The sequence below is a fragment of the Methylibium sp. genome (assembly GCF_965279545.1).
Taxonomy (GTDB): Bacteria; Pseudomonadota; Gammaproteobacteria; order Burkholderiales; family Burkholderiaceae_C; genus Methylibium.
On sequence record NZ_OZ257250.1, the window covers coordinates 688,535 to 710,023 of the forward strand.

Sequence of the window (21,489 nt, forward strand, 5' to 3'; positions counted from 1 at the left end):
CCAGTCGCGCTCACCGGCACGCACCGTCGCCGCCTGCGCAGGCCAGCGGCCTACTTGGCCCAGGAGTCCTTCAAGCCCGTGATCCGGTTGAACACCGGCTGTGCCGCCCGATGCGCCTTCGCGTCCGCCACGAAGTAGCCGTGCCGCTCGATCTGCACCCTGGCATCGGGTTCGACGTTCGCGAGCGAGGGCTCCAGGTAGCCGGTCACGACCCGCTTGCTCTGCGGATTCAGCACCGACAGGAAGTCGCGCCCGCCGGCGTCCGGCTGCGCCTCGGTGAACAGCCGGTCGTACAGCCGCACCTCGGCCGGCACGGCCTCGTGCACGGCCACCCAGGTGATCGTGCCCTTGACCTTCACCGCGTCGGCGCCCGGCGTGCCGCTCTTGGTGTCGGGCAGCACGGTGGCGAGCACGGCGCTCACGTTGCCGTCGGCGTCCTTCTCGCAGCCGGTGCACTCGATCACCACGCCGTACTTCAGCCGCACCTTGCTGCCTGGGCCCGCTGCGCTCGGCGGGAACAGCCGGAAGAAGCCCTTGGGCGGCTGCTCGGCGAAGTCCTCGCGTTCGATCCAGGCCGCGGGGCCGAGCGTGAAGTGGCGCGTGCCCAGCTCGGGCAGGTGCGGGTGGGCGGGGGCCTGGCAGGGCTCCAGGTGGTCGGCCGCACCGAACACCTCGGCCCAGTTCGTGAGCTCGAGCTTCAGCGGCTCCAGCACGGCCATCGCGCGCGGTGCCTTGCCTTCGAGGTCGTCGCGCAGCGCCGCGTCGAGGGTGCTGTAGTCGATCCAGCTGTAGTCCTTGCTGACGCCGATGCGCTCGCAGAACAGCTGGATGCTTTCCGGCGTGTAGCCGCGCCGGCGCAGGCCGGCGAGGGTGGGCAGGCGCGGGTCGTCCCAGCCGTCCACGTGGCCTTCGTCCACCAGTTGCTTGAGCTTGCGCTTGCTGGTGATCACGTAGGTGAGGTTGAGCCGCGCGAACTCGTGCTGGTGCGGCCGGGGCCGGGCCAGCAGGCCCAGCTCGCACAGCCGCTCGAGCAGCCAGTCGTAGAACGGGCGCTGGTCCTCGAACTCCAGCGTGCAGATGCTGTGGGTGATGCCTTCCAGCGCGTCTTCGATCGGGTGCGCGTAGGTGTACATCGGGTAGATGCACCAGGTGTCGCCGGTGTTGTGGTGCGTGGCGCGCTTGATGCGGTAGAGCGCCGGGTCGCGCAGGTTGATGTTCGGCGCGGCCATGTCGATCTTGGCGCGCAGCACCGCGGCGCCGTCGTCGAGCTGGCCGTCGCGCATCTGGCGAAAGCGCGCCAGGTTGTCGGCCGGCGTGCGGGCGCGAAAGGGGCTCGCGCTGCCGGGCGTGTTGAAGTCGCCGCGGCTGGCGCGCATCTGCTCGGGCGTCTGCTCGTCCACGTAGGCCAGGCCGGCGTCGATCAGCGCCTCGGCCGCGCGGTACATGAAGTCGAAGTAGTCGCTGGCGTAGTACAGGTGGTTCACCATCGCCTCGGGGTGCGCCGGGTCGCGGCCCTGCCAGTCGAAGCCCAGCCACTTCACCGCGTCGACGATGGCGTCGACGTATTCCTGCTCTTCCTTCTCGGGGTTGGTGTCGTCGAAGCGCAGGTGGCACACGCCACCGTAGTCGCGCGCCAGGCCGAAGTTCAGGCAGATGCTCTTGGCATGGCCCACGTGCAGGTAACCGTTGGGCTCGGGCGGGAAGCGGGTGCGGATCTTCGCCGCATCCGGCGGAGCGCCGGCATGGTGGGCGGCGTCGCCCGGCGAGCCGGCGTAGCGGCGGCCGGCGTAGGTGCCGGCTTCCAGGTCGCGCTCGATGATGCCGCGCAGGAAGTTGCTGGGTCTCGGTGTCTCGGCCGGGGCTGGGCCCGGGCCGGGCTTCTTCGGAGGATGGTTCATCGCGGGCGGGAGAGGGGGTCGGGCCATTCTAAGGAGCGGCTCCGCCACTGTGTCCCGGGCGATGGATTCACAAAACTTCACCCGGTTTTTCGCATCTGGATACAGATGGCTGTGAACCTGTCGGTGGGCTGACCCGTTCTTGGAGACACGGGGCGCAAAATCTTCCTTCCGCAAGCCGCTCCAACCAGGAGACCGTATGAAGCAAGTGATCCGCAAGACCCTGGCCCTCGCCGCACTCGGCGTCGCCGGGCTGGCAGCCACCGGCGCGGCACATGCCGGCGGCGTGAATTGGCACATCGGCATCAACCTGCCGGGCATCTTCTACCCTGGCCCGCAGGTTGTTTATGCGCCGCCGCCGGTGGTGTACCAGGCACCGCCGCCCGTGGTGTACGAGGCGCCGCCGGTGGTTTATGCGCCACCGGTGGTCTATGCGCCGGCACCGGTCTACTACGGCCCCGCGCCCATCGTCTACCGGCCGGGCCCGGCGCCTTACCCGCGCGGCTACTGGAACGGTGGCCGCTGGCATGAGCATGGCCACGGGGGCTATCGCAACGATGACCGCCGCGACGGTTACCGCGACCGCGACCACGACGGCCGCCCGGACCGTTACCGCTACTGAGTGCTCGCCGGGGGCGCGTCCGGCCGGGTCCCGCCCCGGAGGGGGAGGGGGCAGGGAAGCTCGGGGAGCCCTTGTTTCCCCGAAAGGCGGGCCCGTGTGCTCGTGGCGCAACCCGATGTGTGCCGTGCGGTGGGCGGCCCGGTACGGCTGGCCCCCCGGGGCGCTCTCGCCCGCGGGGCCTTTTCCTTGCGGCGGCGCGCTCGTCGGGCCGAGGGGCGGCGCCCTTAGAATTGTGGCCGTCCACAGAGAACGAAGCAGGGAGTTTTGTGCCGTCCGTCCAAGCCATCCAGCCCGCTGCCGGTGCCCCGGTGGAGCAGTCCGCACCGGAGCATGAACTGGCCGTTCTGCTGGTCGAAGCACTGAACCTCGAGGTCGCCCCCGCGCAGATCGACCCCAGCGCGCCGCTCTATGGCGAAGGCCTCGGCCTGGATTCGATCGACATCCTGGAAGTCGCGCTCGAAGTCTCGCGCCGCTACGGTTTCCAGCTGCGCTCCGATGACGAGAACAACCAGCTGATCTTCCAGTCGCTGCGCAGCCTCGCGGCGCACGTCGCTCGGCACCGTACGCTGTAGGTGCCCTCATGCCGAACTGGCGCCTCAGTCTCGGGCTGCTGGCGGCAGCTGCCTACGCCGTCCTTTCGCACTGGCTGATGCTGCATGCTGCCGACCGGCCCTGGGCGGTGGCAGCGCTGCTCGGTCCGCTGCTGCTGGCCGGCCTGGGGGTGGCACTGCGGCGCGGCCACCTCCCGTCGCTCGCCGGCTTCGTGTTCGCGCTGCTCGGGCTGTATGCCCTGGTTGCGCGCGGTGGCGTCGGCGACCTGAACCGGCTCTACCTGCTGCAGCACGCCGGCATCCACCTCGCGCTGTTCATCAGCTTCGCGGCGTCGCTGCGGCCGGGGCGGCTGTCGCTGATCGGCGGCGTGGCGCAGCGCGTGCACGGGCGCCTGTCGCCGGACATGGTGGTCTACACCGGCAAGGTGACGCGGATGTGGGCCGGCTACTTTCTCGCGATGGTGCTCGCCTCGCTGTGCGTCTATGCGCTGGCGCCGTGGAGCGTGTGGTCGTTGCTGGCCAATCTCGTCACGCCGGTGCTGATCACCACGCTGTTCGTCGGTGAATACCTGCTGCGATACCGCCTGCACCCCGAGTTCGAGCGCACCACGCTGTCGGCCGCGCTGCGCGCCTACTGCAACAAGCCGGCGAGCGGCGAAGCGGCGGGGCGATGAGCGAAGTGCTGTCCTGCGATCCGCCCGCGCTGCCGCTGCTCGCGGCGGCCGACCTCGACGCGCCGCTCGCGTGGCGCGGCTCCCAGGCCATCAGCGCACGCCAGTTCCTGGCCGATGCGGCGCAGCAGGCCGCGCAGCTGCCGGCGACGGGCCCGCTGGTCAACCTGTGCAGCGATCGCTACCGTTTCGACGCGCCGCTCGCGTGGCGCGGCTCCCAGGCCATCAGCGCACGCCAGTTCCTGGCCGATGCGGCGCAGCAGGCCGCGCAGCTGCCGGCGACGGGCCCGCTGGTCAACCTGTGCAGCGATCGCTACCGTTTCGCGGTCGGGCTGGCCGCAGCGCTGCTGCGCGGCCAGACCAGCCTGCTGCCGCCGAACGCGCTGCCCGACACGCTGGCGCGGCTGCGCGGGCCGTATCCGGCGCTCCATGCGCTGACCGACGACGACGGCCTGGCGGTGGCGGGCCTGCCGTTGTTACGGGCGCCGCGCTCGCCGGCCGCGGTCGGGGCGGGTGCGGTGGTGGTGCCACGGATCGACGCCAGGCTGGAAGCCGCCTGCCTGCTGACCTCGGGCTCCACCGGCGCGCCGCAGCCGCACGCCAAGTCCTGGGGCGCGCTGGTGACGAACATCCGTGCCGAAGCGCAGCGGCTGGCCGAGGTGCTGGAGCGGCCCTCGCTGGCCGGGCTGAACCTGGTCGCCACGGTGCCGGCGCAGCACAGCTACGGTTTCGAGTCGAGCGTGCTGCTGGCGCTGCTGGGTGGTGCGGCCTTCGACAGCGGCCGGCCGTTCTACCCGGCCGACATCGTGCAGGCGCTCGAGCGCCTGCCGCGCCCACGGGCGCTGGTGACCACGCCGTTCCACCTGAAGACGCTGCTGCTCGCCGGCGTGGCGCTGCCGCCCACCGACCTGCTGCTGTGTGCGACGGCGCCGTTGTCGCCGCAGCTCGCGCTGCAGGCCGAGCGGGCCTTCGGCGGTCCGCTGGTCGAGATCTACGGCTGCACCGAGGCCGGGCAGGTGGCGACGCGCCGCACGGTGCACGGCGAGGTCTGGCAGACCTTCGGCGCGCTGCGCATCCGGCGCGACGGCGGGGGCGAGCACGAGCGCTTCATCGTCGAGGGCGGCCACGTGCAGCAGCCCACGCCGCTGGCCGACGTGCTGCAGCTCGACAGCGCGCAGCGCTTCCGGCTGCTCGGCCGCGCCAACGACCTGATCCACGTGGCCGGCAAGCGCAGCTCGCTGTCCCATCTGAACTACCACCTCAACAGCATCGAGGGCGTGGTCGATGGCGCCTTCTGGCTGCCCGCGGACGTGGCCGACGGCGTGGTGCGGCCGGTCGCCTTCGTGGTGGCGCCGGGCCTGAGCACGGCGCAGATCAGCGCGGCGCTGCGCGAGCGGCTCGAGCCGGTGTTCGTGCCGCGCCGCGTGCTGCACGTCGACGCGCTGCCGCGCGAGGCGACCGGCAAGCTGACCACGCAGGCGCTGGCGCGTTTTGCGCAAGCGCAGCTCGGCAGGGCGAAGCGATGAGCGAGCCCGCGCTGCAACTCACGCGCTGCATCGCCGCCGATCACCCGGCGTTCGCGGGCCACTTCCCGGGCCGGCCGCTGCTGCCCGGCGCGCTGCTGCTGGCCGAGGTGATGGAGGCGTTGCGCACATCGCCGCCGCTGTCGGCCCGCATCGGCGAGCGGCCGACGATAGCCCATGCGAAGTTCCTGGCGCCGATCGGTCCCGGCGACGAGCTGGGCATCACGGTGCATGACGAAGCCCACGGCCTGCGCTTCGAGGTGCGGCGCGGCGGGGTGCTGGCGGCCAGCGGCCGGTTGCTGCCGGAGCTTGCCGTTCAATGAGCACCGACGTGCACGCCACCGAACGCGCTGCCGGCACCGACTGGACGCGCGAGCCCGAGCGCAGCAATGCCGTCGCGCTGCGGGTGATGACGTGGATCGCGCTGCGCTGCGGCCGGCGCGTGGCGCGCTGGGTGCTGCACCCGATCACGCTGTACTTCCTGCTGTTCGCAGCCGGGCCGCGGCGGCAGTCGCGCCGCTACCTCGGTCGCGTGCTCGGCCGCCCGGCGCGGCTCGCCGACGCCTACCGCCAGGTGCACAGCTTCGCGGCCACCATCCTCGACCGCGTCTACTTCCTCAGCGGGCGCATGGACCTGTTCGACGTCAGCGTGCACGGCGAGTCGCTGGTCGATGCGACGCTGGCCGAAGGCCGCGGCGCCTTCCTGGTGGGGGCGCACCTCGGCAGCTTCGAGGCGCTGCACGTGGTGGGCCGCACCCGCCCGGCGCTGCGCATCGCGATGGTCATGTACCCCGACAACGCGCGCCTGATCAACGACGCGCTGGCGGCGGTGGCGCCCGACCACCGGCCCGAGATCATCGCGCTGGGCCGCGCGGAATCGATGCTGGCGATCCGCGACTGGCTCGACGCCGGCGGCCTGGCCGGCATCCTGGCCGACCGCTCGCTGCCCGACGGCAGCTCGGCCCGCGCCAGCAGCATGAGCCTGCCTTTCCTGGGGCAGGCCATGGACTTCAGCGACGGCCCGTTCCGCCTTGCCGCGCTGCTGCGCCGGCGCGTCGTCTTCATGGCCGGCCTGTACCTCGGCGGCAACCGCTACGAGGTGCGCTTCGCGCCGCTGGCCGACTTCAGCGAGCGCGCGGCCGACCCTGCCGAGCGCGAGCGCCTGATCCGCGCCGCGGTGCAGGCCTATGTCGAGCGGCTCGAAGCCTTGTGCCGCGAGCACCCCTACAACTGGTTCAACTTTCATGATTTCTGGCGCGAAGATGCCCGGTGAAGGCTGGCGCGGGCTGCGGCGTGCCCTGGCGGCGCTGGCCCTGGGCTGCGCCGCCTGGCCGGCCGCCGCGTTCGAGCTGCCCGAGCTGATGGCCTTGCTGGCGCAGCAGCGCAGCGGCGAGGCCCACTTCACCGAGCAGCGTTTCGTGCAGGGGCTGGACGCGCCGCTCGAGGCCAGCGGCACGCTCAGCTTCGCGGCACCCGACCGCTTCACGCGGCACACGCTCACGCCGCGCGCCGAATCGATGGTGGTGGACGGCAACACGCTGACGCTCACGCGCAGCGGCCGCAGCCGCCGCTTCGCGCTCGACGCCACGCCGGAGATGGTGGCGCTGGTCGAGGCTGTGCGCGGCACCCTGACCGGCAATGCCCAGACGCTGACGCGCTACTTCCGCACCGCGCTGGCCGGTGATGCCGCCCATTGGACGCTCGACCTGACCCCGATCGAAAGCCGGCTGGCCGGGCAGGTGCGCAGCGTGCGCATCGCCGGGCGCCAGGGCGAGCTGAACAGCATCCAGATGCAGCTCGCCGGGGGCGACCGCTCGGTCATGAGCATCGAGCCGGTGCGCGCCGCCGCGGCCGCCTCGGCGCCGGCGGCGCCGTGAGGCGGCTGGCCGCGCTGTCGCAGCGCACGCGCGGGCGGCTCGCGCTGCTGGCGTGGCTGGCCGGCATGCTGCTCGGTGGCGCGCTGATCGCGCGCACGGCCTTCAGCACCGACCTGTCCGCCTTCCTGCCGGCCAGCCCCGACGCGCGGCAGCGCGTGCTCATCGAGCAGCTGCAGAACGGCGTGGCGGCGCGCACGCTGCTGATCGGCATCGACGGCGGTGACGCGGTGCAACGTGCCCGGGCCTCGCGCACGCTCGCGGCCGCGCTGCGCGGCAGCACCCTGTTCGAGCAGGTGCAGAACGGCGACCGCGGCGACGAGCAAGGCGCGGAGTCCGGCGACTGGCAGGCCGCGGGCCGCTGGCTGGTCGAGCACCGCTACCAGCTCAGCCCGGCGGTGACGCCCGAGCGCTTCACGGTGGCGGGGCTGCGCGACGCGATCGACGAGACGCTGTCGCTGCTCGGCACGCCGGCCGGCAACGCGGTCAAGCCGCTGCTCGAGCGCGACCCGACCGGCGAGATGCAGCGCATCGCCGAGTCTCTGATCCCGGCCAGCGCGCCGCGCAGCGAGGAGGGCGTGTGGGTCGCCCGCACGGCAGCGCGCGCGCTGCTGCTGCTCACCACGCGGGCGGCGGGCGCCGACCTCGATGCGCAGGCGGCGGCGCTCGAGCGCGTGCGCGGCGCCTTCGCGCCGCTGGCCGCGCAAGGACTGCAGCTCCAGCTCAGCGGCCCGCCGCTGTTCGCGGTGCAGAGCCGCGCCCGGATCGAGCACGAGGCGAGGCAGCTCGCGATCGTCGGCAGCCTCGTGATGGGCGGCCTGCTGCTGCTGGCCTTCGCGTCGCTGCGCGCGCTGGCGGTCGCGCTGCTGCCGGTGGCGACCGGCATCGTCGCCGGCATCGCGGTGGTCGGCCTCGGCTTCGGCAATGTGCACGGCCTCACGCTCGCCTTCGGCAGCACACTGATCGGCGAGGCGGTCGACTACGCGATCTACTACCTCATCCAGGCCCGCGGCGCGGCCGTGCCCGGCACCGGCTGGCAGCGCTGGCGGCACGACAACTGGCCGACCGTGCGGCTCGGCCTGCTGACCTCGGTCTGCGGCTTCGCGGCGCTGGCGTTCTCGGGCTTCCCCGGCCTGGCGCAGCTCGGTGTGTTCTCGATGGCCGGGCTGGCCGGCGCGGCGCTCGCGACGCGCTTCGTGCTGCCGGTGCTGGTGCCCGACGGCGCGGCGGGGCAGGGCCTGCGGCAGTCGATGGGGCGCTGGGCCGCCGCCGCGCTGCGCCTGCTGCCGCGGCTGCGCATCGCGATCTTCCTGCTGGGCGCGCTGGCGCTCGGCGTGCTGCTCACGCGCAGCGAGCCGCTGTGGCGCGGCAGCCTGGGCTCGCTGAGCCCGGTGCCGCAAGAGGCGCTCGCACTCGACGAGCAGCTGCGTGCCGACCTCGGCGCGAGCGACGCGCGCACGCTGGTCGTCGCCACCGGCGCCGACCCGCAGGCCGCGCTGCGCGCTGCCGAGGCCGCCGGCCTGCGGCTGGACGCGCTGGTCGAGCAGGGCCTGCTGGCCGGCTACGAGACGCCGACACGGCTGCTGCCCAGCGTGGCGACGCAGCGCGCGCGGCTCGCCAGCCTGCCCGAGGCAGCGCTGCTGCGCGAGCGGCTGCAGGAGGCCACGGCGGGCGGGCCGCTGAAGGCCATGCGGCTCGAAGCCTTCATCGCCGAGGTGCAGGTGGCGCGTGGGAGCTCGCCGATCGAACGCGCTGCGCTGGCCGGCACACCACTGGCATCGGTGGTCGACGCATTGATGCTGCAGCGCCGCGGCGGCGGCTGGTCGGCGCTGATCGCGCTGCAGCCCGGGCCGACCGAGCTGGAGCCGCAGCGCCTGCGCGGCGCGCTGCAGGGGCTTGCCGGCATCGACGTGGTCGACATCGGCCTCGAGCTGGGCAGCCTCTACGACAGCTACCTGCATGAAGCCTTCCTGCAGGCGCTGCTGGGGGCGCTGGCGGTGGTCGTGCTGCTGGCCTTCTACCTGCGCTCGGCGCAGCGGCTGTTCACGGTGTGCCTGCCACTCGCGCTGGCCATGCTGTTCACGCTCGCCGGCCTGGCGGTGTTCGACGTGGCGCTGGGCATCCTGCACCTGGTCGGGCTGCTGTTGGTGGTGGCGGTCGGCTCGAACTACGCCCTGTTCTTCGACCAGCTCCGCAACGACGGCGTGACCGGGGGCGGCCGGACCGCTGCGCCCGCGCCGCTGAGCGACGACACACTGGCCTCGCTGCTGCTCGCGAACCTGACCACGGTGGCCTCGTTCGGGCTGATCGCCTTGTCGGACATCCCGGCCCTGTCGGCGATCGGCCGGGTGGTGGCGCCCGGAGCGCTGCTGGCACTGCTGCTGGCGGCGGCGTGCTCCCGGCCGCTGCGCGTGGCACGCCGCGGCTAGGGCCCGTTAACGCTACCGGAGGGCTCGCGCCCGTGCCGCGCAGGCCGCAGGGGTAGGCGCGAGGGAGGCCGACTGCAGCCAATGCATGCGTGTTTCCTTCTCTCTCTCCCGCAAGGCGGGAGAGGGCCGGGGCGAGGGCAGGCGCTGCCCCGTCGGCGCTGTGGGAAAATTTGCACTTGCAGTCACCCGCCAGCGCCCCCGCCACCGCGGCGGCTTCCCCGATGTCCCACGCCTCCTCTTCCAGCGCTGCCTGGCCGATGCCGCCGCTGCTGCGTGCCAGCCTCGGCCTGCATGCGGTGGCGGCTGGTGCGGCGATCGCCATTCCCGGCGCTGCACCCTGGGCTTTCGGCAGCGTGCTGGCCAACCAGGTGGCGCTCACCGCCGCCGGCCTGTGGCCGCGCAGCAGCCTGCTCGGCCCCAACGTCACGCGCTTGGCGGGCGCCAATGCCGCGCGGGGCGAGATCGCGCTGACGCTCGACGACGGCCCGGACCCCGAGGTGACGCCAGCCGTGCTCGATCTGCTGGAGCGGCACGGTGCGAAGGCGAGCTTCTTTTGCATTGCGACGCGCGCCGCCGCGCAGCCGGCACTCCTGCGCGAGATCGTCGCGCGCGGCCACTGCGTGCAGAACCACAGCCATGTCCACCGCCACAACTTCGCGCTGCTCGGTCCGCGCGGCTATGCCGCGGAGATCGAGCGCGCCCAGCAGGTGCTGGGCGATATCACCGGCCGACTGCCGCATTGCTTCCGGGCTCCGGCCGGCCTGCGCAACCCTTTCCTCGACCCGGTGCTGCACCGGCTCGGCCTGCACCTGGTGAGCTGGACGCGGCGTGGTTTCGACACCCGCGAGCGCGCGCCGCAGCGCGTGCTGGCGCGTCTGAGCCGTGGCCTGGCTGCCGGCGACATCCTGCTGCTGCACGACGGCCACGCGGCGCGGACCCGCTCCGAGCAGCCGGTGCTGCTGGAGGTGCTGCCGGCGCTGCTGGCGCAATGCCGCGCGGCCGGGCTGCGCTGCGTGACGCTCGCCGACGCCTTGCCGGCGCGTGACCCCCTGGCGGGGGCTGCGGCATGAAGCCCCTGGCCGTCACCGACTACACGCTCGCCAGCGCACTGGGCGTCGGCCGCGCGGCGACGCTGGCGGCCTTGCGCGCGGGCCGCAGCGGCCTGGCGCGCAAGCGCTTCGAGACGGTGACGCTCGACACCTGGATCGGCGAGGTCGACGGCGTCGATGCGCAGGTCCTCCCCGCAGCGCTGGCCGACTTCGACTGCCGCAACAACCGGCTCGCGTGGCTGGGGCTGCAGGCCGACGGCTTTGCCGCGAGCGTGGCGCGGGCGCGGGCGCGCTTCGGGCCGCAGCGCGTCGGCGTCTTCCTGGGCACCAGCACCTCGGGCATCCTGCAGACCGAACTGGCCTACCGCCGCCGCGAGCCGGCCGGCGGCGCGCTGCCGGCCGATTTCCACTACGCGCAGACACACAACACCTGCTCGGTGGTCGACTTCGCACGCCGCGCGCTCGGCCTGCAGGGGCCGTTCTTCGCCGTGTCGACCGCCTGCTCGTCGAGCGCCAAGGTGTTCGGCAATGCCGCGCGGCTGATCGAGCTCGGCGTGATCGACGCGGCCGTGGTCGGCGGCGTCGACAGCCTGTGCCTCACCACGCTGTACGGCTTCAATTCCCTGGAGCTGCTGTCCGGCGACATCTGCCGGCCCTGGGACGCGCAGCGCCACGGGCTGTCGCTGGGCGAGGCGGCGGCCTTCGCGCTGCTGGAGCGCGACGCCGGCGCGCCGCGGGCCTGGCTGCGCGGCGTGGGCGAGAGCAGCGACGGCCACCACATGAGCAGCCCGCACCCCGAAGGCGCCGGTGCCGCCGACGCGATGCGGGCGGCGCTCGCGCAGGCCGGCGTGGCCCCCGGCGAGATCGACTACCTGAACCTGCACGGCACCGCGACGCCGAACAACGACAGCGCCGAGGACCTGGCGGTGCGCGCGGTGTTCGGCGAGCAGTTGCCCTGCAGCTCGACCAAGGGCGCGACCGGCCACACGCTCGGCGCGGCCGGCGGCGTCGAAGCGGCGATCGCCCTGCTGGCCCTGCAGCATGGCTTCATGCCCGGTGGCTTGAATCGCCGCACGCCCGACCCGGCACTGCGCAGCCACTACCTCGACGCCACGCGCGAGGCGCGGCTGAAGCTGGTGGCGAGCAATTCCTTCGGCTTCGGCGGCTCGAACGCCTGCCTGGTGTTCGGAGCGGCGGCATGAACGCCGGGTGTCGTCTGTGGCCGCGTGCCCTCGTGCACTCGGCGTGCGCGCGCAGCGCCGGGAGGCTCGCATGACGGCCGCCTTGAACGTCTGCGTGCACGGCATCGGCCTGCTGGGCCCCGGCCTGGCCGACTGGACCACGGGACAGGCCGTGTTGCGCGACCTCGCCGCCTGGATCTCGCGGCCCACGGTGCTGGTGGCGCCCGCCCGATTGCCGCCGGCCGAGCGCCGCCGTGCCGGCGACATCGTCAGGCTGTCGATGGCGGTGGCCGACCAGGCCTGCGCCCAGGCCGGCGTCGACACGCAGACGCTGGCGACCGTGTTCACCGCGTCGAGCGGCGACGCCGCCAACTGCAGCGCGCTGTGCGAGGCCCTGGCCGCGCCCGAGCGGGCGGTCTCGCCGACGCGCTTCACGAACTCGGTGCACAACGCGGTGGCCGGCTACTGGCACATCGCGACCACCAGCCGCGCCCCGTCGACCAGCCTGTGCGCGCACGATGCGAGCTTCGGCGCCGGTCTGCTGGAGGCCGTCGCGCAATGCGTGAGCGCGCGCCGGCCGGTGCTGCTGGTGGCGGGCGACGTGCCGTATCCGGAGCCGCTGCACGCGGTGCGGCCGTTGTGCGCCGCCTTCGGTGTGGCCTTGCTGCTCGACGTGGCGCCGGCGGCGGCGTCGCTGGCGCAGTTGACGCTGCGCGCGGCCGATGTCGGCACGGCTCCGAGCGCCTGCGGCGACGCCGCACTCGACGCCTTGCGCCTCGGTGTGCCCGCGGCACGCAGCCTGCCGCTGCTGCAGGCGCTGGCGCGGCACGCGCCGGCGTCGCTGCGCATCGAGGGCCTGGACGGGTTCACCGTCGAGGTCCGGCCATGAGGGGGCACATGGGCACAGCGCCGGCGACCCTGGACCACGCCGGCATCGCCCGGCGCATCCCGCACCAGGGCCGCATGTGCCTGCTGGAGCGGCTGGTGTCATGGTCGCCGCAGCAGATCCATTGCATGGCCGTGAGCCACACGCAGGCCGACAACCCGCTGCGCAGCGCCGGCGGCCTGCTGTCGCCCTGTGCGATCGAGTACGCCGCGCAGGCGATGGCGCTGCACGGTGCGCTGCTCGCGCCCGCCGAGGCCGGGCCCGAGCCCGGCTACCTGGCCAGCGTGCGCAGCGTGCGGCTGGCCGTGCCACGGCTCGACCATATCGCCGGCGCGCTGCAGGTCCGGGCCGAACGGCTGGCCGGCGAGGCGAAGCAGCTGCTCTACCGCTTCGAGGTCAGCGACGAGCGCGGCGTGCTGCTGGTCGACGGGCGCGCGACGGTCGTGCTCGACACGCCGCTCGCACCGACCGGGCGGCACCCGGCGTCGTGATCCGCCACCGGAGATGGACGCCATGAGCCTCGACCACAAGCGCGCCCTCGTGACCGGCGCCAGCGGCGCACTGGGTACCGCGATCGCCCGGCGTCTCGCGCGCGACGGCGCCTCGCTGCTGCTGCAGGCGAACTCGCGGCCGCAGGCCGTGGAGCAGCTCGCCGCGGCGATCCGCGCCGACGGCGGCCGGGCCGAGTGCTGCGTGTTCGACCTGACCGACGCCGAGGCCTCGCGCGCCGCCTGCGAACGCCTGCTCGAGGCCGGCCCGGTGCAGGTGATCGTCAACAACGCCGGCGTGCACGACGATGCGGTGTTCCCCGGCATGCGCGCCGAGCAGTGGCACCGCGTGATCGACGTGTCGCTGCACGGCTTCTTCCACGTGACCCAGCCGCTGCTGCTGCCGATGCTGCGCACGCGCTGGGGCCGGGTGATCAACATCTCCTCGGTCGCGGCGCTGACCGGCAACCGCGGCCAGGTGAACTACGCCGCTGCCAAGGGGGCGCTCAACAGTGCCACCAAGGCCTTGTCGCTCGAGGTCGCGAGCCGCGGCGTCACGGTCAATGCGATCGCGCCGGGCATCATCGCGTCGCCGATGGCCGACGCCGCCTTCGATGCGGCGGCGATCGCGCAGCTGGTGCCGTGCCAGCGCGCCGGCACACCGCAGGAAGTGGCGGACCTGGCGGGTTTCCTCGCCAGCCCGGCGGCCGGCTACATCACCGGGCAGATCATTTCCATCAACGGAGGCATGGCGTGACGAGCGGTCCGGCGCCGGGCATGCACGCCACCGAGCAGCTGCTGTTCTTCACGCTGCTGTAGCTCGCCCTCATCGTGCTGGCCGCGCGCGCCGGCGGGGCGCTGGCGCGGCGCTGCGGCCAGGCGCTGGTGGTGGGCGAGATCCTCGTCGGCATCCTGCTCGGCCCGTCGCTGTTCGGCCTGCTGGCGCCCGGGCTGTTCGACCTGGTGTTCCGGTCCGTGCCGCCGCAACCGCTGAACATCCTGTCGCAGGTGGGGTTGCTGCTGCTGATGTTCCAGATCGACCTCGAGTTCGACTTCGCGCACCTGCGCGAGCGGCGCAACCATCGCGCGGTCGTGGCGGTGTCGGTGGCCGGGTTGGTGGCGCCCTTTGCCCTTTGCACCAGGGCTGCTGTTTGCCGCCCTGGTGCCGCAGGCGCTGGTCGGCGCGTCGAGCCCCCTGAATTTCGCGCTGTTCGTGGCGACCGCCTTCTCGATCACGGCGATGCCGGTGCTCGGGCGGATCATGATGGAGTTCGAGCTCACGCGCCGACCGGTGGGCGTCATCGCGATCAGCGCGGCAGCGGTCAGCGACGTGTGCGGCTGGATGCTGCTGGCGGTCGTCACCGCGCTCAGCACCTCGGGTCTCGTGCCGTGGAACTTCGCACTGCGCGCGCTCGGCGTGCTGCTGTTCGGTGCGCTGTGCTGGTGGGGTGTGCGGCCGCTGCTGACGCGTTTCGCGCGCGCTCAGCTGGCGCACGCCGGCGCCGAACAGCTGCCGGCCACGCTGATGGGCGGCGTCATCGCGGCGATCTTCGTGGCTGGCATGACCACCTACCAGCTCGGCATCTTCGCCGTCTTCGGCGGCTTCATGGTGGGTGTGCTGCTGCACCAGGAGCAGCGCTTCGTGCGTGCGTGGAACGACAAGGTCGGCAGCTTCGTCAACGTGTTCTTCCTGCCGATCTTCTTCACCTACACCGGCCTGCGCACCGATGTCGGTTCGCTCGGCAGCGCATCGGACTGGGGCTGGTGTGTGCTGCTGATCGTGCTGGCCACGCTCGGCAAGTTCGGCGCGTGCTGGCTGGCGGCGCGGCGCGCCGGCTTGGCGCCCGCCGAGGCGCGCATCGTCGGTGTGCTGATGAACACGCGCGGGCTGATGGAGCTGATCATCGTCAACGTCGGCTACGACCTCGGCGTGATCGGCCGCGAGATGTTCACGATGCTGGTGCTGATGGCGATCTTCAGCACCGTCATCACGACGCCGCTGCTGCGGCGCTGGCTGCCGCAGGCCAGCGTCCTGCGGCAGGGGCTGGCGTCCGCGAGCGAGCGCTGAAGCCCGGCCTGATGCCGGATCGCGTTCACCCGCATCAAATCATCCGGTGCCGTTCGGCTCGTTGCAGCCGTTCGCGTGGGTGGGTGGCTGAGGTTTGATGCGTCCACCGGCCGGCCGCGTGCAGATACCGCGCGGTGCTGGCGAGGCCGCCGGGCGAGCGACTCCGCTCATGTCCCCCGGTGCCGGCCTGGAGGCCGACCCCTCCTCCTCTACTTCGCTGCGCCGCTCACCCGGCGCCCTCGCCAGCACTCAGCATCGCCACGTGCACAGGCCGTCAAACGCCGACGGGCCGCGGTGGTGGCAGCGCTGGGACGGGTTGCTGTGTGGAGTGAAGTTAAGGAGGAGGGCTGGGCCACAGGCCCGGCACGGGGGACATGAACGCAACACAGCGACCCGGCGCGGCGCCCGCGCCATCGTTTGACGGTCAGCTTGCTGCACAAGACACCGAACACCGCAACAAGCCCTGGCGCAAGCTTCAATCTGATGCGTTCGATTGCAATGCCGTATCAGGCGGCGGGCAGCGCCGCCGCCGGTGCCAGCGCAGCACCGCTGAACGCCGGTCCCGACAGGGCCTCGGCCCCGTAGCCGCGGTTCACGTCCAGCCCGGTGAGTCGCCAGTCGTGCACCGGCAGGCGCGGGATCGGGCGCTGCAGCCGCTCGTAGAAGCGCGTGGGCCACAGGACGCCGTGGCGCTGGATGAAGTCGAAGGTGTCGACCTCGGCAATTGCCCCCCGGGTCGCCGCCAGACCGTCGAGGCTGAAGCGCACACGCCGCATCAACCTGTCCTCGCGGTCGATGAACAGCGCCAGCCGGTCCAGCACCGAGAAGCCCAGGCCCGGCTTCAGCTCGACGTACAGCAGGTCGCACAGGCGCTCGTCGACCACGTCGGTGCCGCCGCGGTCCATCACCAGATCACGTCCCGCGAGCCACAGTGGCCCGCACAGGAACAGCGCATAGCCGTCGGCCACCAGCGCCGCGGCGTCGCGCCGCTCGGCATCGCGCGCCTCTTCGCCGTTGAACCACACCTGCACCTCGCCCGGCGACGGGTCGGCCGCGCGGCCGGCGCGGCGCAGCACCTGCTTGCGGCCGCTCGGTCCGCTGTGCGCCTGGGCGATCAGCCGCTGCGGCGGCAGCAGGCGCTCCTGCGAGCTGCCGCGAAAGCCGGCATCGACCAGCGCCGGCTGCAGGCGCCCGACCAGTGCGCGCCACTCGCCGGCGTAGCTGACGTTGATGTCGCGCAGTGCGCGAAACGCGGCGAGGCCGTGGGCCTCGCAGGCGTCACGGAACAAGGCGGCTGCGGCCGGACTGGAGCGCGGCCCCAGCATCAGCGGCAGCGGGGCCGTGCAGGCCGACAGCACGGGCAACGCAGCGAGGCCGGCATGAAGCAGTCGTCGTCGGTTCATCGTGGCAGGTGCCTGTCCATCGAGGGGTGGAAACGCCGCTGCGACGGTAACGCAGTGCAGGGCGACTGAACAGGCGCGGCCGGCGCGGGCCCCCTGCGCCAGGGTTCTCGCTCAGGCCTGAAACGGCGGCTGCCGCCGCAGCCTGCGCAGCAGCAGCGCCGGCAGCCGCAGCATGAACTCGAGCATCAGCCGCGTGTGCATCCAGGTCAGCAGCAGGTTGTCGCGGCCGTAGCGGAAGTGCGAGACGCCGCCTTCCTCGGGGCGCAGGTACTTGACGGGCGCGTCGCGGTTGATCGGCTTGACGCCGCGCCAGGCGAGCCGCACGACGGCCTCGGTGTCGAAGTCGAAGCGCCGCATCCAGCGCTGGCGCGCCATCACCGCCGCCAGCTCGGCGATCGGGTAGACGCGAAAGCCGTACAGCGAGTCGGCCACGCCGGCCCCCAGCGTTTCGAGGTCGGTCCAGGCGTTGGAGATGCGGCGCCCGCGCACGCGCAGCAGCGGCGCGCTGGCGTCGAACACCGGGCGCCCGAGGATCATCGCCTCGGGCCGCGCGAGCGAGGCCTGCATGAATGCAGGAATCAGGTCGGCCGGGTGCTGGCCGTCGGCGTCCATCGTCAGCGCGTGGGTGTAGCCGGCCGCCTGCGCGGCGCGCAGGCCGTGCAGCACCGCGGCGCCCTTGCCCTGGTTGTGAGGCAGCAACCACACGCGCAGGCCGTCGTCCTGCGCCGCCAGCCGCTGCACGGCCTCGGTGCTGCCGTCGGTGCTGCCGTCGATGACCACCCACACCGGGCTCCACTGCGCGCGCGCCTCGCGCACCGTGTCGCAGAGCTTGGCCCCGGTGTCGTAGCTCGGGATCAGCACCAGGTGGCTGGCGGACGGCGTCATGCCGAGGCGGTGGGCGAGGCCGAGGGAGAAGGCCGGGCCCCGGCGGCGAAGCAGGCCTCGAGCCGGGCCAGCAGCGCGTGGGTGTCGTCCTGCGGCGCGAAGCGTTCGCCCAGGCGCACCGAGAAGCGGATCGGCAGCGGCGGCAGCCGCCAGATCGGCCAGCCCTTGCCGAGGTAGGGCGACTCGGTGTCGATGAACACGGTCTGGATCGGCGCTGCAGCCAGCTTGGCGATCAACGTCACGCCGGGGCGAAAGGGGTTGACCGGCCGGTGCGTGGTGCGGGTGCCTTCGGGGAACAGCACCAGTTGGCCGCCGCGCTGCAGGTCTTGCACCGCGAGGCGGATCATGCCGTGCGGCGAATCGTTGCGGATGTAACGCGCGAGGCGCGCACCGGCACCGAGGAAGGGGTTGTGCATCAGCCCGGCCTTCATGATGCAGGCGCTCTTCGGCAGGCGCGCCACCAGCATCAGTGCATCGAGCAGGCTCGGGTGGTTGGCGACGAAGATCAGCCCCGGCTCGTCGCGCAGGGCGTCGAGCGCGCGGGCATCGAGCTTGAGCACGCCACAGGCCGAAGCGATGGCCCAGAACAGGCGGTAGCCGTAGGTGATGCCGGCGCGCCCGAGCGCCAGGCCGTGCTCGCGCGGCAGCAGCGGATAGAGCCCCAGTGCGATGAAATTCCAGATCAGCGACATCACGCCGAGCAGCAGCAGCAGCGCGATCAGCAGCAGACTCAGCGGCAGCGTGAACAGGCGCTTCATCGATCGGGGGTGGTGACGTTCTGCGACGAGGTCGCGAACACCCAGCTGAAGGCAACCCCGAACGAGAGGTTGTCGCGCTGGCGCACCAGCGGGCTGGCGGCGAAGCGCGCGCCCTGCAGTGTGTCGTAGCGGGCGAACAGGCCGACCCAGGTGGTGTCGAAGCGCCGCGACAGCGCGGTGGTGAACTGCGCGCCGGCGTAGCCGCCACCCGCGCGGTAGGCCGGCCGGCCGGCTGTCGCATTGGCCAGCGGCACGTCGTAGAAGTAGCCGTTGAAGCGCCGGCTGCCGAACACCGGGCCGCTCATCAGGCCGAGGTTCCAGCCCGAGCCGCGCAGGTTGGCGAAATCGACGCTGATGTTGGGTGTGGCGGTCCAGCCGATCGACGTCGGGTGCGACTCCAGCGTCAGCGCGGCGCGCACCGGTGTGCGCAGCTGCAGCTTCCAGCCGGGGCCGCGTGCGGCGGTCCAGTTCAGGTTGGGCCCCAGTTCCAGCGTCGGTGCGAGGTCGCTCATGCCGCGGCGCGCGTCGTTGTCGTCGCTGCGCGTCGGTGCGCTGGCGGCGGCGCTGAGGTCGAAGTCGAGCCGGTCCGATTCGAACAACACCGCCCGCGCTCCTTCGCGGTCGGCCTTGAAGATCTCGCCGCGGTACACGACGTAGGGCAGCGGCAGCAGCCAGTTGTGCGACTGGTCGGCGCCGCGGTAGTGCGGCAGGCGCAAGCCGGCAACGCCGATCCCCAGTTCCCACAGAGGGCGCTCGGCCTGTGCAGCGGCCGGCACAGCGAACGTGCAGGTCAGCAGGGCAGCGCAGGCGGTGCGGGCCCGGTGCCTCACTCGCGCACCTCGCCGGGCGCGAAGGCGTGGGCCTCGATCTCGACCAGCAGCTCGCTGCGGCACACGTCGCCCTGCAGCACCACGGCGTCGCGCAGCGCGGCGGCGTTCTCGCCGAGCGCGGCAGCCAGCAGCGCCAGCACCGCCGGCGCGTCCCCGGCGCGGCGCACGTAGACCGTGAGCGCCAGCCGGTCGAGCTCGAAGCGCGCGGTGCTGCGTGCGCGCGCCGCACTCAGCACCGCGTCGAGGTTGGTCAGCGTCTCGCGCGTTTGCGCCTGCACGTCGCCGGCGTGCAGGCTGGCGTGGCCGACGATGCTGGCGGTGCCCGAGATCAGCAGCGCGACCCGGCCCGCGCCGGCATCGAACACCGCGGCGCGCGAGAAGCTCGGACTGCGCGGGCCGTACTCGCTCGGGTAGTGGTAGGCCGACACCTGGCGCGGGTTCTCCACCTGCAGCGGCCGGGTGTGGCCGGCCAGGAAGTGCACGCAGAACGGACCGCCTTGCGTGCCCAGCGCGCAGGCCGCCGGCGCGCCTTCGAAGGCCGGGTGCTGTGCGTCGAAGAAGGCCTGCTGGCGGCCGAGGTTGAACTGCCGGTAGCGTTCCAGCCCGCCGCCGTCGGCGTTGATGTCGGGCAGGTAGTTCCACAGCCGCAGCAGGTGCTCGCAGCCGGTGCGCGCCAGCGTGTCGAACACGTCGCGGTAGGCGCGCTGGGCCAGCGCCTGCATGCCTTCGGCTTCGCGCGCTTCATCGAACTCGAGCGAGCCGAACAGCCAGTGCCCGTCGTATCGCCAGTGGACGCTGCCACAGCGGCCGGCATCGACCAGCGGGGCCGGGCTGCACCAGGCATCGACGCGCGGGCCGGCCGCGCTCAGGGGGCGCGCGGCCACCGAAGCCAGGCCGGGGGCGGCACCCGTGCCGTAGCCGAGCGCCCCCAGCGGGGGCGTCGCGCCGGCGGCGAGGATCGACCACTCCGACCGCGTGAGCCGCTGGACGCTCAGGCGAGGCGAGACGGCAGCCTGCACCGTCACGGCGCCTCGAGGATGTTCTCGCCGCGCAGCGGACCCATGTCCCGGATGTTGCGGCGGTGCCGGCGCCAGCCGTCGATGGTGCGTCGCAGGCTGCGCAGCGAGATCATGTAGTAGATGCCCTTCATCGCCCACAGCGACGGCCAGATCGGCGTGCGGCCGTAGATGTCGCCGGCCAGCAGCGACAGCAGCGCCTCCTTCACGCGCAGCGGGTTTGCCGGGTGCATGAACATCTCGCGGATGGTGGGGTTGGTGACGCGGAAGATGAACCATGAATACTCGCGCGGGCCCTTGCGCATCGTCGCCTCGAAGCGCTTGCGCGCAGCGGCGGCCTCGGCGGGGCGGTCCAGGCAGGTCGCCACCACCTCGGCGCCGTCGAAGGCGCTGTGCATCGCCAGGTAGACCCCCGACGAGAACATCGGGTCGATGAAGGTGAAGGCGTCGCCGAGCAGCAGGTAGCGCTCGCCACTGCAGTGGCTGGCGCAGTACGAGAAGTTGCCGGTGGCGTGCACGTCGCCGCCGACCAGCGTGGCGTCCTTCAGGCGGTCGGCGAGCTCGGGGCACAGCGCGATGGTGTCGTCGAAGAACTCCCTCAAGGGCTTGTCGCGCGACTTCAGGTAGTAGGGCCAGCACACGGCGCCGACGCTGGTGCTGCCGTCGGCCAGCGGGATGAACCAGAACCAGCCGTGGGCGAACCACATGATGCTGATGTTGCCTTCCTTCACGCCCGGCAGCCGGCGCGCACCGGTGTAGTGGCCGAACAGCGCCGAGCTGTTGTGCGCGGGGTTCTTCTGCTTGCAGCGCAGCTTGTTGGCGATGAAGGTGTCGCGTCCCGACGCATCCACGACGAAGCGGGCGCGCCAGCTGCGCCTGGCGCCGTCGTCCTGAGAGGCCTGCACGGTGGCGCCGTCGGCATCGAAGCTGACGTCGCGAACGCGGCAGCCCTCGATCGCCCGGGCACCGCAGGTGGCGGCGTGGCGGAACAGCAGCTCGTCGAGCTCCGAGCGCCGCACCTGCCAGGCGTAAGGCTGGCTCTTGTCCCACTGGTCCGCGAATTCGAGGTAGCTGCGGTGCGTGTGCTCGGGCGACACGAACTCGATGCCCCACTTGGGCATGCCGATCTTCTCGACCTGCTCGCGCACGCCGAGCCGCTCGAACAGCGCCACGTTGGCCGGCAGCAGCGACTCGCCGATGTGGAAGCGCGGGTGGTGCGCCTTCTCGAGCAGGACCACGCTGCGGCCCTGCTGCGCCAGCAGAGCGGCCACCGTCGATCCGGCGGGGCCGCCGCCGATCACGAGCACGTCACAGGACGCGGCCGGCAGGTCGGTGGGGGAGGGGGTGTCCATGCGGGCGG

21 protein-coding genes and 1 pseudogene are annotated in these 21,489 nt (G+C 72.6%); 15 read left to right on the top strand and 7 right to left on the bottom strand.

Going from position 1 to position 21,489, the window contains the following annotated elements; genetic code table 11:
• Positions 1–50: 50 nt before the first annotated feature.
• Positions 51–1,898 (bottom strand): glutamine--tRNA ligase/YqeY domain fusion protein, encoded by a 1,848-nt coding sequence (locus ACQY9S_RS03250; RefSeq protein WP_428423136.1) that lies wholly within the window; start codon positions 1,896–1,898, stop codon positions 51–53.
• A gap of 196 nt (positions 1,899–2,094) precedes the next feature.
• On the opposite strand from ACQY9S_RS03250, the gene ACQY9S_RS03255 reads away from it, so the two are divergent.
• From ACQY9S_RS03255 to ACQY9S_RS03325, 15 genes and pseudogenes are all read left to right on the top strand, one after another.
• Positions 2,095–2,517 (top strand): hypothetical protein, encoded by a 423-nt coding sequence (locus ACQY9S_RS03255; protein WP_428423137.1) that lies wholly within the window; start codon positions 2,095–2,097, stop codon positions 2,515–2,517.
• Positions 2,518–2,783: 266 nt separating this feature from the next.
• Positions 2,784–3,089: a phosphopantetheine-binding protein gene (locus ACQY9S_RS03260; RefSeq protein WP_428423138.1), complete on the top strand. Its 306-nt coding sequence runs from the start codon at positions 2,784–2,786 to the stop codon at positions 3,087–3,089.
• An 8-nt stretch (positions 3,090–3,097) separates the two neighbouring features.
• Complete coding sequence (locus ACQY9S_RS03265; protein WP_428423139.1) at positions 3,098–3,742, top strand: hypothetical protein; 645 nt, start codon at positions 3,098–3,100, stop codon at positions 3,740–3,742.
• Positions 3,739–5,265, top strand: coding sequence for an AMP-binding protein (locus tag ACQY9S_RS03270; RefSeq protein WP_428423140.1), 1,527 nt, complete (start codon positions 3,739–3,741; stop codon positions 5,263–5,265). The genes ACQY9S_RS03265 and ACQY9S_RS03270 overlap by 4 nt, the downstream gene beginning before the upstream one ends.
• Complete coding sequence (locus tag ACQY9S_RS03275; RefSeq protein ID WP_428423141.1) at positions 5,262–5,585, top strand: 3-hydroxyacyl-ACP dehydratase FabZ family protein; 324 nt, start codon at positions 5,262–5,264, stop codon at positions 5,583–5,585. Before ACQY9S_RS03270 ends, ACQY9S_RS03275 begins: the two co-directional genes overlap by 4 nt.
• Complete coding sequence (locus tag ACQY9S_RS03280) at positions 5,582–6,535, top strand: acyl-CoA synthetase (RefSeq protein ID WP_428423142.1); 954 nt, start codon at positions 5,582–5,584, stop codon at positions 6,533–6,535. Before ACQY9S_RS03275 ends, ACQY9S_RS03280 begins: the two co-directional genes overlap by 4 nt.
• On the top strand, positions 6,507–7,139 hold the full coding sequence (locus ACQY9S_RS03285; RefSeq protein ID WP_428423143.1) for a LolA-related protein: 633 nt from the start codon (positions 6,507–6,509) through the stop codon (positions 7,137–7,139). The genes ACQY9S_RS03280 and ACQY9S_RS03285 overlap by 29 nt, the downstream gene beginning before the upstream one ends.
• On the top strand, positions 7,136–9,565 hold the full coding sequence (locus ACQY9S_RS03290) for an MMPL family transporter (RefSeq protein WP_428423144.1): 2,430 nt from the start codon (positions 7,136–7,138) through the stop codon (positions 9,563–9,565). Before ACQY9S_RS03285 ends, ACQY9S_RS03290 begins: the two co-directional genes overlap by 4 nt.
• 221 nt (positions 9,566–9,786) lie before the next feature.
• On the top strand, positions 9,787–10,635 hold the full coding sequence (locus tag ACQY9S_RS03295) for a polysaccharide deacetylase family protein (protein ID WP_428423145.1): 849 nt from the start codon (positions 9,787–9,789) through the stop codon (positions 10,633–10,635).
• Positions 10,632–11,816, top strand: coding sequence for a beta-ketoacyl-[acyl-carrier-protein] synthase family protein (locus ACQY9S_RS03300; protein ID WP_428423146.1), 1,185 nt, complete (start codon positions 10,632–10,634; stop codon positions 11,814–11,816). Before ACQY9S_RS03295 ends, ACQY9S_RS03300 begins: the two co-directional genes overlap by 4 nt.
• A 70-nt stretch (positions 11,817–11,886) precedes the next feature.
• The gene (locus ACQY9S_RS03305) at positions 11,887–12,684 is read left to right on the top strand and encodes a beta-ketoacyl synthase chain length factor (protein WP_428423147.1); all 798 of its coding nucleotides are present in this window, start codon (positions 11,887–11,889) and stop codon (positions 12,682–12,684) included.
• 8 nt (positions 12,685–12,692) lie between these two features.
• Positions 12,693–13,172, top strand: coding sequence for a hydroxymyristoyl-ACP dehydratase (locus tag ACQY9S_RS03310; RefSeq protein WP_428423148.1), 480 nt, complete (start codon positions 12,693–12,695; stop codon positions 13,170–13,172).
• Positions 13,173–13,194: 22 nt separating this feature from the next.
• Positions 13,195–13,926, top strand: a complete 732-nt coding sequence (gene fabG, locus ACQY9S_RS03315) for a 3-oxoacyl-ACP reductase FabG (RefSeq protein ID WP_428423149.1) — start codon at positions 13,195–13,197, stop codon at positions 13,924–13,926.
• A 131-nt stretch (positions 13,927–14,057) separates the two neighbouring features.
• Positions 14,058–14,231, top strand: a pseudogene (locus tag ACQY9S_RS03320) (cation:proton antiporter); the annotation flags it as partial.
• Positions 14,232–14,295: 64 nt separating this feature from the next.
• Positions 14,296–15,237, top strand: a complete 942-nt coding sequence (locus ACQY9S_RS03325) for a cation:proton antiporter (protein WP_428423150.1) — start codon at positions 14,296–14,298, stop codon at positions 15,235–15,237.
• A 506-nt stretch (positions 15,238–15,743) separates the two neighbouring features.
• Here ACQY9S_RS03325 and ACQY9S_RS03330 read toward each other — a convergent pair.
• The 6 genes from ACQY9S_RS03330 to ACQY9S_RS03355 form a co-directional block, all read right to left on the bottom strand.
• Positions 15,744–16,640, bottom strand: a complete 897-nt coding sequence (locus tag ACQY9S_RS03330) for a hypothetical protein (RefSeq protein WP_428423151.1) — start codon at positions 16,638–16,640, stop codon at positions 15,744–15,746.
• A gap of 111 nt (positions 16,641–16,751) precedes the next feature.
• Positions 16,752–17,525, bottom strand: coding sequence for a glycosyltransferase family 2 protein (locus tag ACQY9S_RS03335; protein WP_428423152.1), 774 nt, complete (start codon positions 17,523–17,525; stop codon positions 16,752–16,754).
• A complete protein-coding gene (locus ACQY9S_RS03340; RefSeq protein WP_428423153.1) occupies positions 17,522–18,283 on the bottom strand; it encodes a lysophospholipid acyltransferase family protein in 762 nt (253 codons plus the stop codon). Before ACQY9S_RS03340 ends, ACQY9S_RS03335 begins: the two co-directional genes overlap by 4 nt.
• On the bottom strand, positions 18,280–19,113 hold the full coding sequence (locus ACQY9S_RS03345; protein WP_428423154.1) for a MipA/OmpV family protein: 834 nt from the start codon (positions 19,111–19,113) through the stop codon (positions 18,280–18,282). The genes ACQY9S_RS03340 and ACQY9S_RS03345 overlap by 4 nt, the downstream gene beginning before the upstream one ends.
• On the bottom strand, positions 19,110–20,138 hold the full coding sequence (locus ACQY9S_RS03350) for a hypothetical protein (protein WP_428423155.1): 1,029 nt from the start codon (positions 20,136–20,138) through the stop codon (positions 19,110–19,112). Before ACQY9S_RS03350 ends, ACQY9S_RS03345 begins: the two co-directional genes overlap by 4 nt.
• Complete coding sequence (locus tag ACQY9S_RS03355) at positions 20,135–21,481, bottom strand: NAD(P)/FAD-dependent oxidoreductase (RefSeq protein WP_428423156.1); 1,347 nt, start codon at positions 21,479–21,481, stop codon at positions 20,135–20,137. Before ACQY9S_RS03355 ends, ACQY9S_RS03350 begins: the two co-directional genes overlap by 4 nt.
• Between the last annotated feature and the right edge of the window lie 8 nt (positions 21,482–21,489).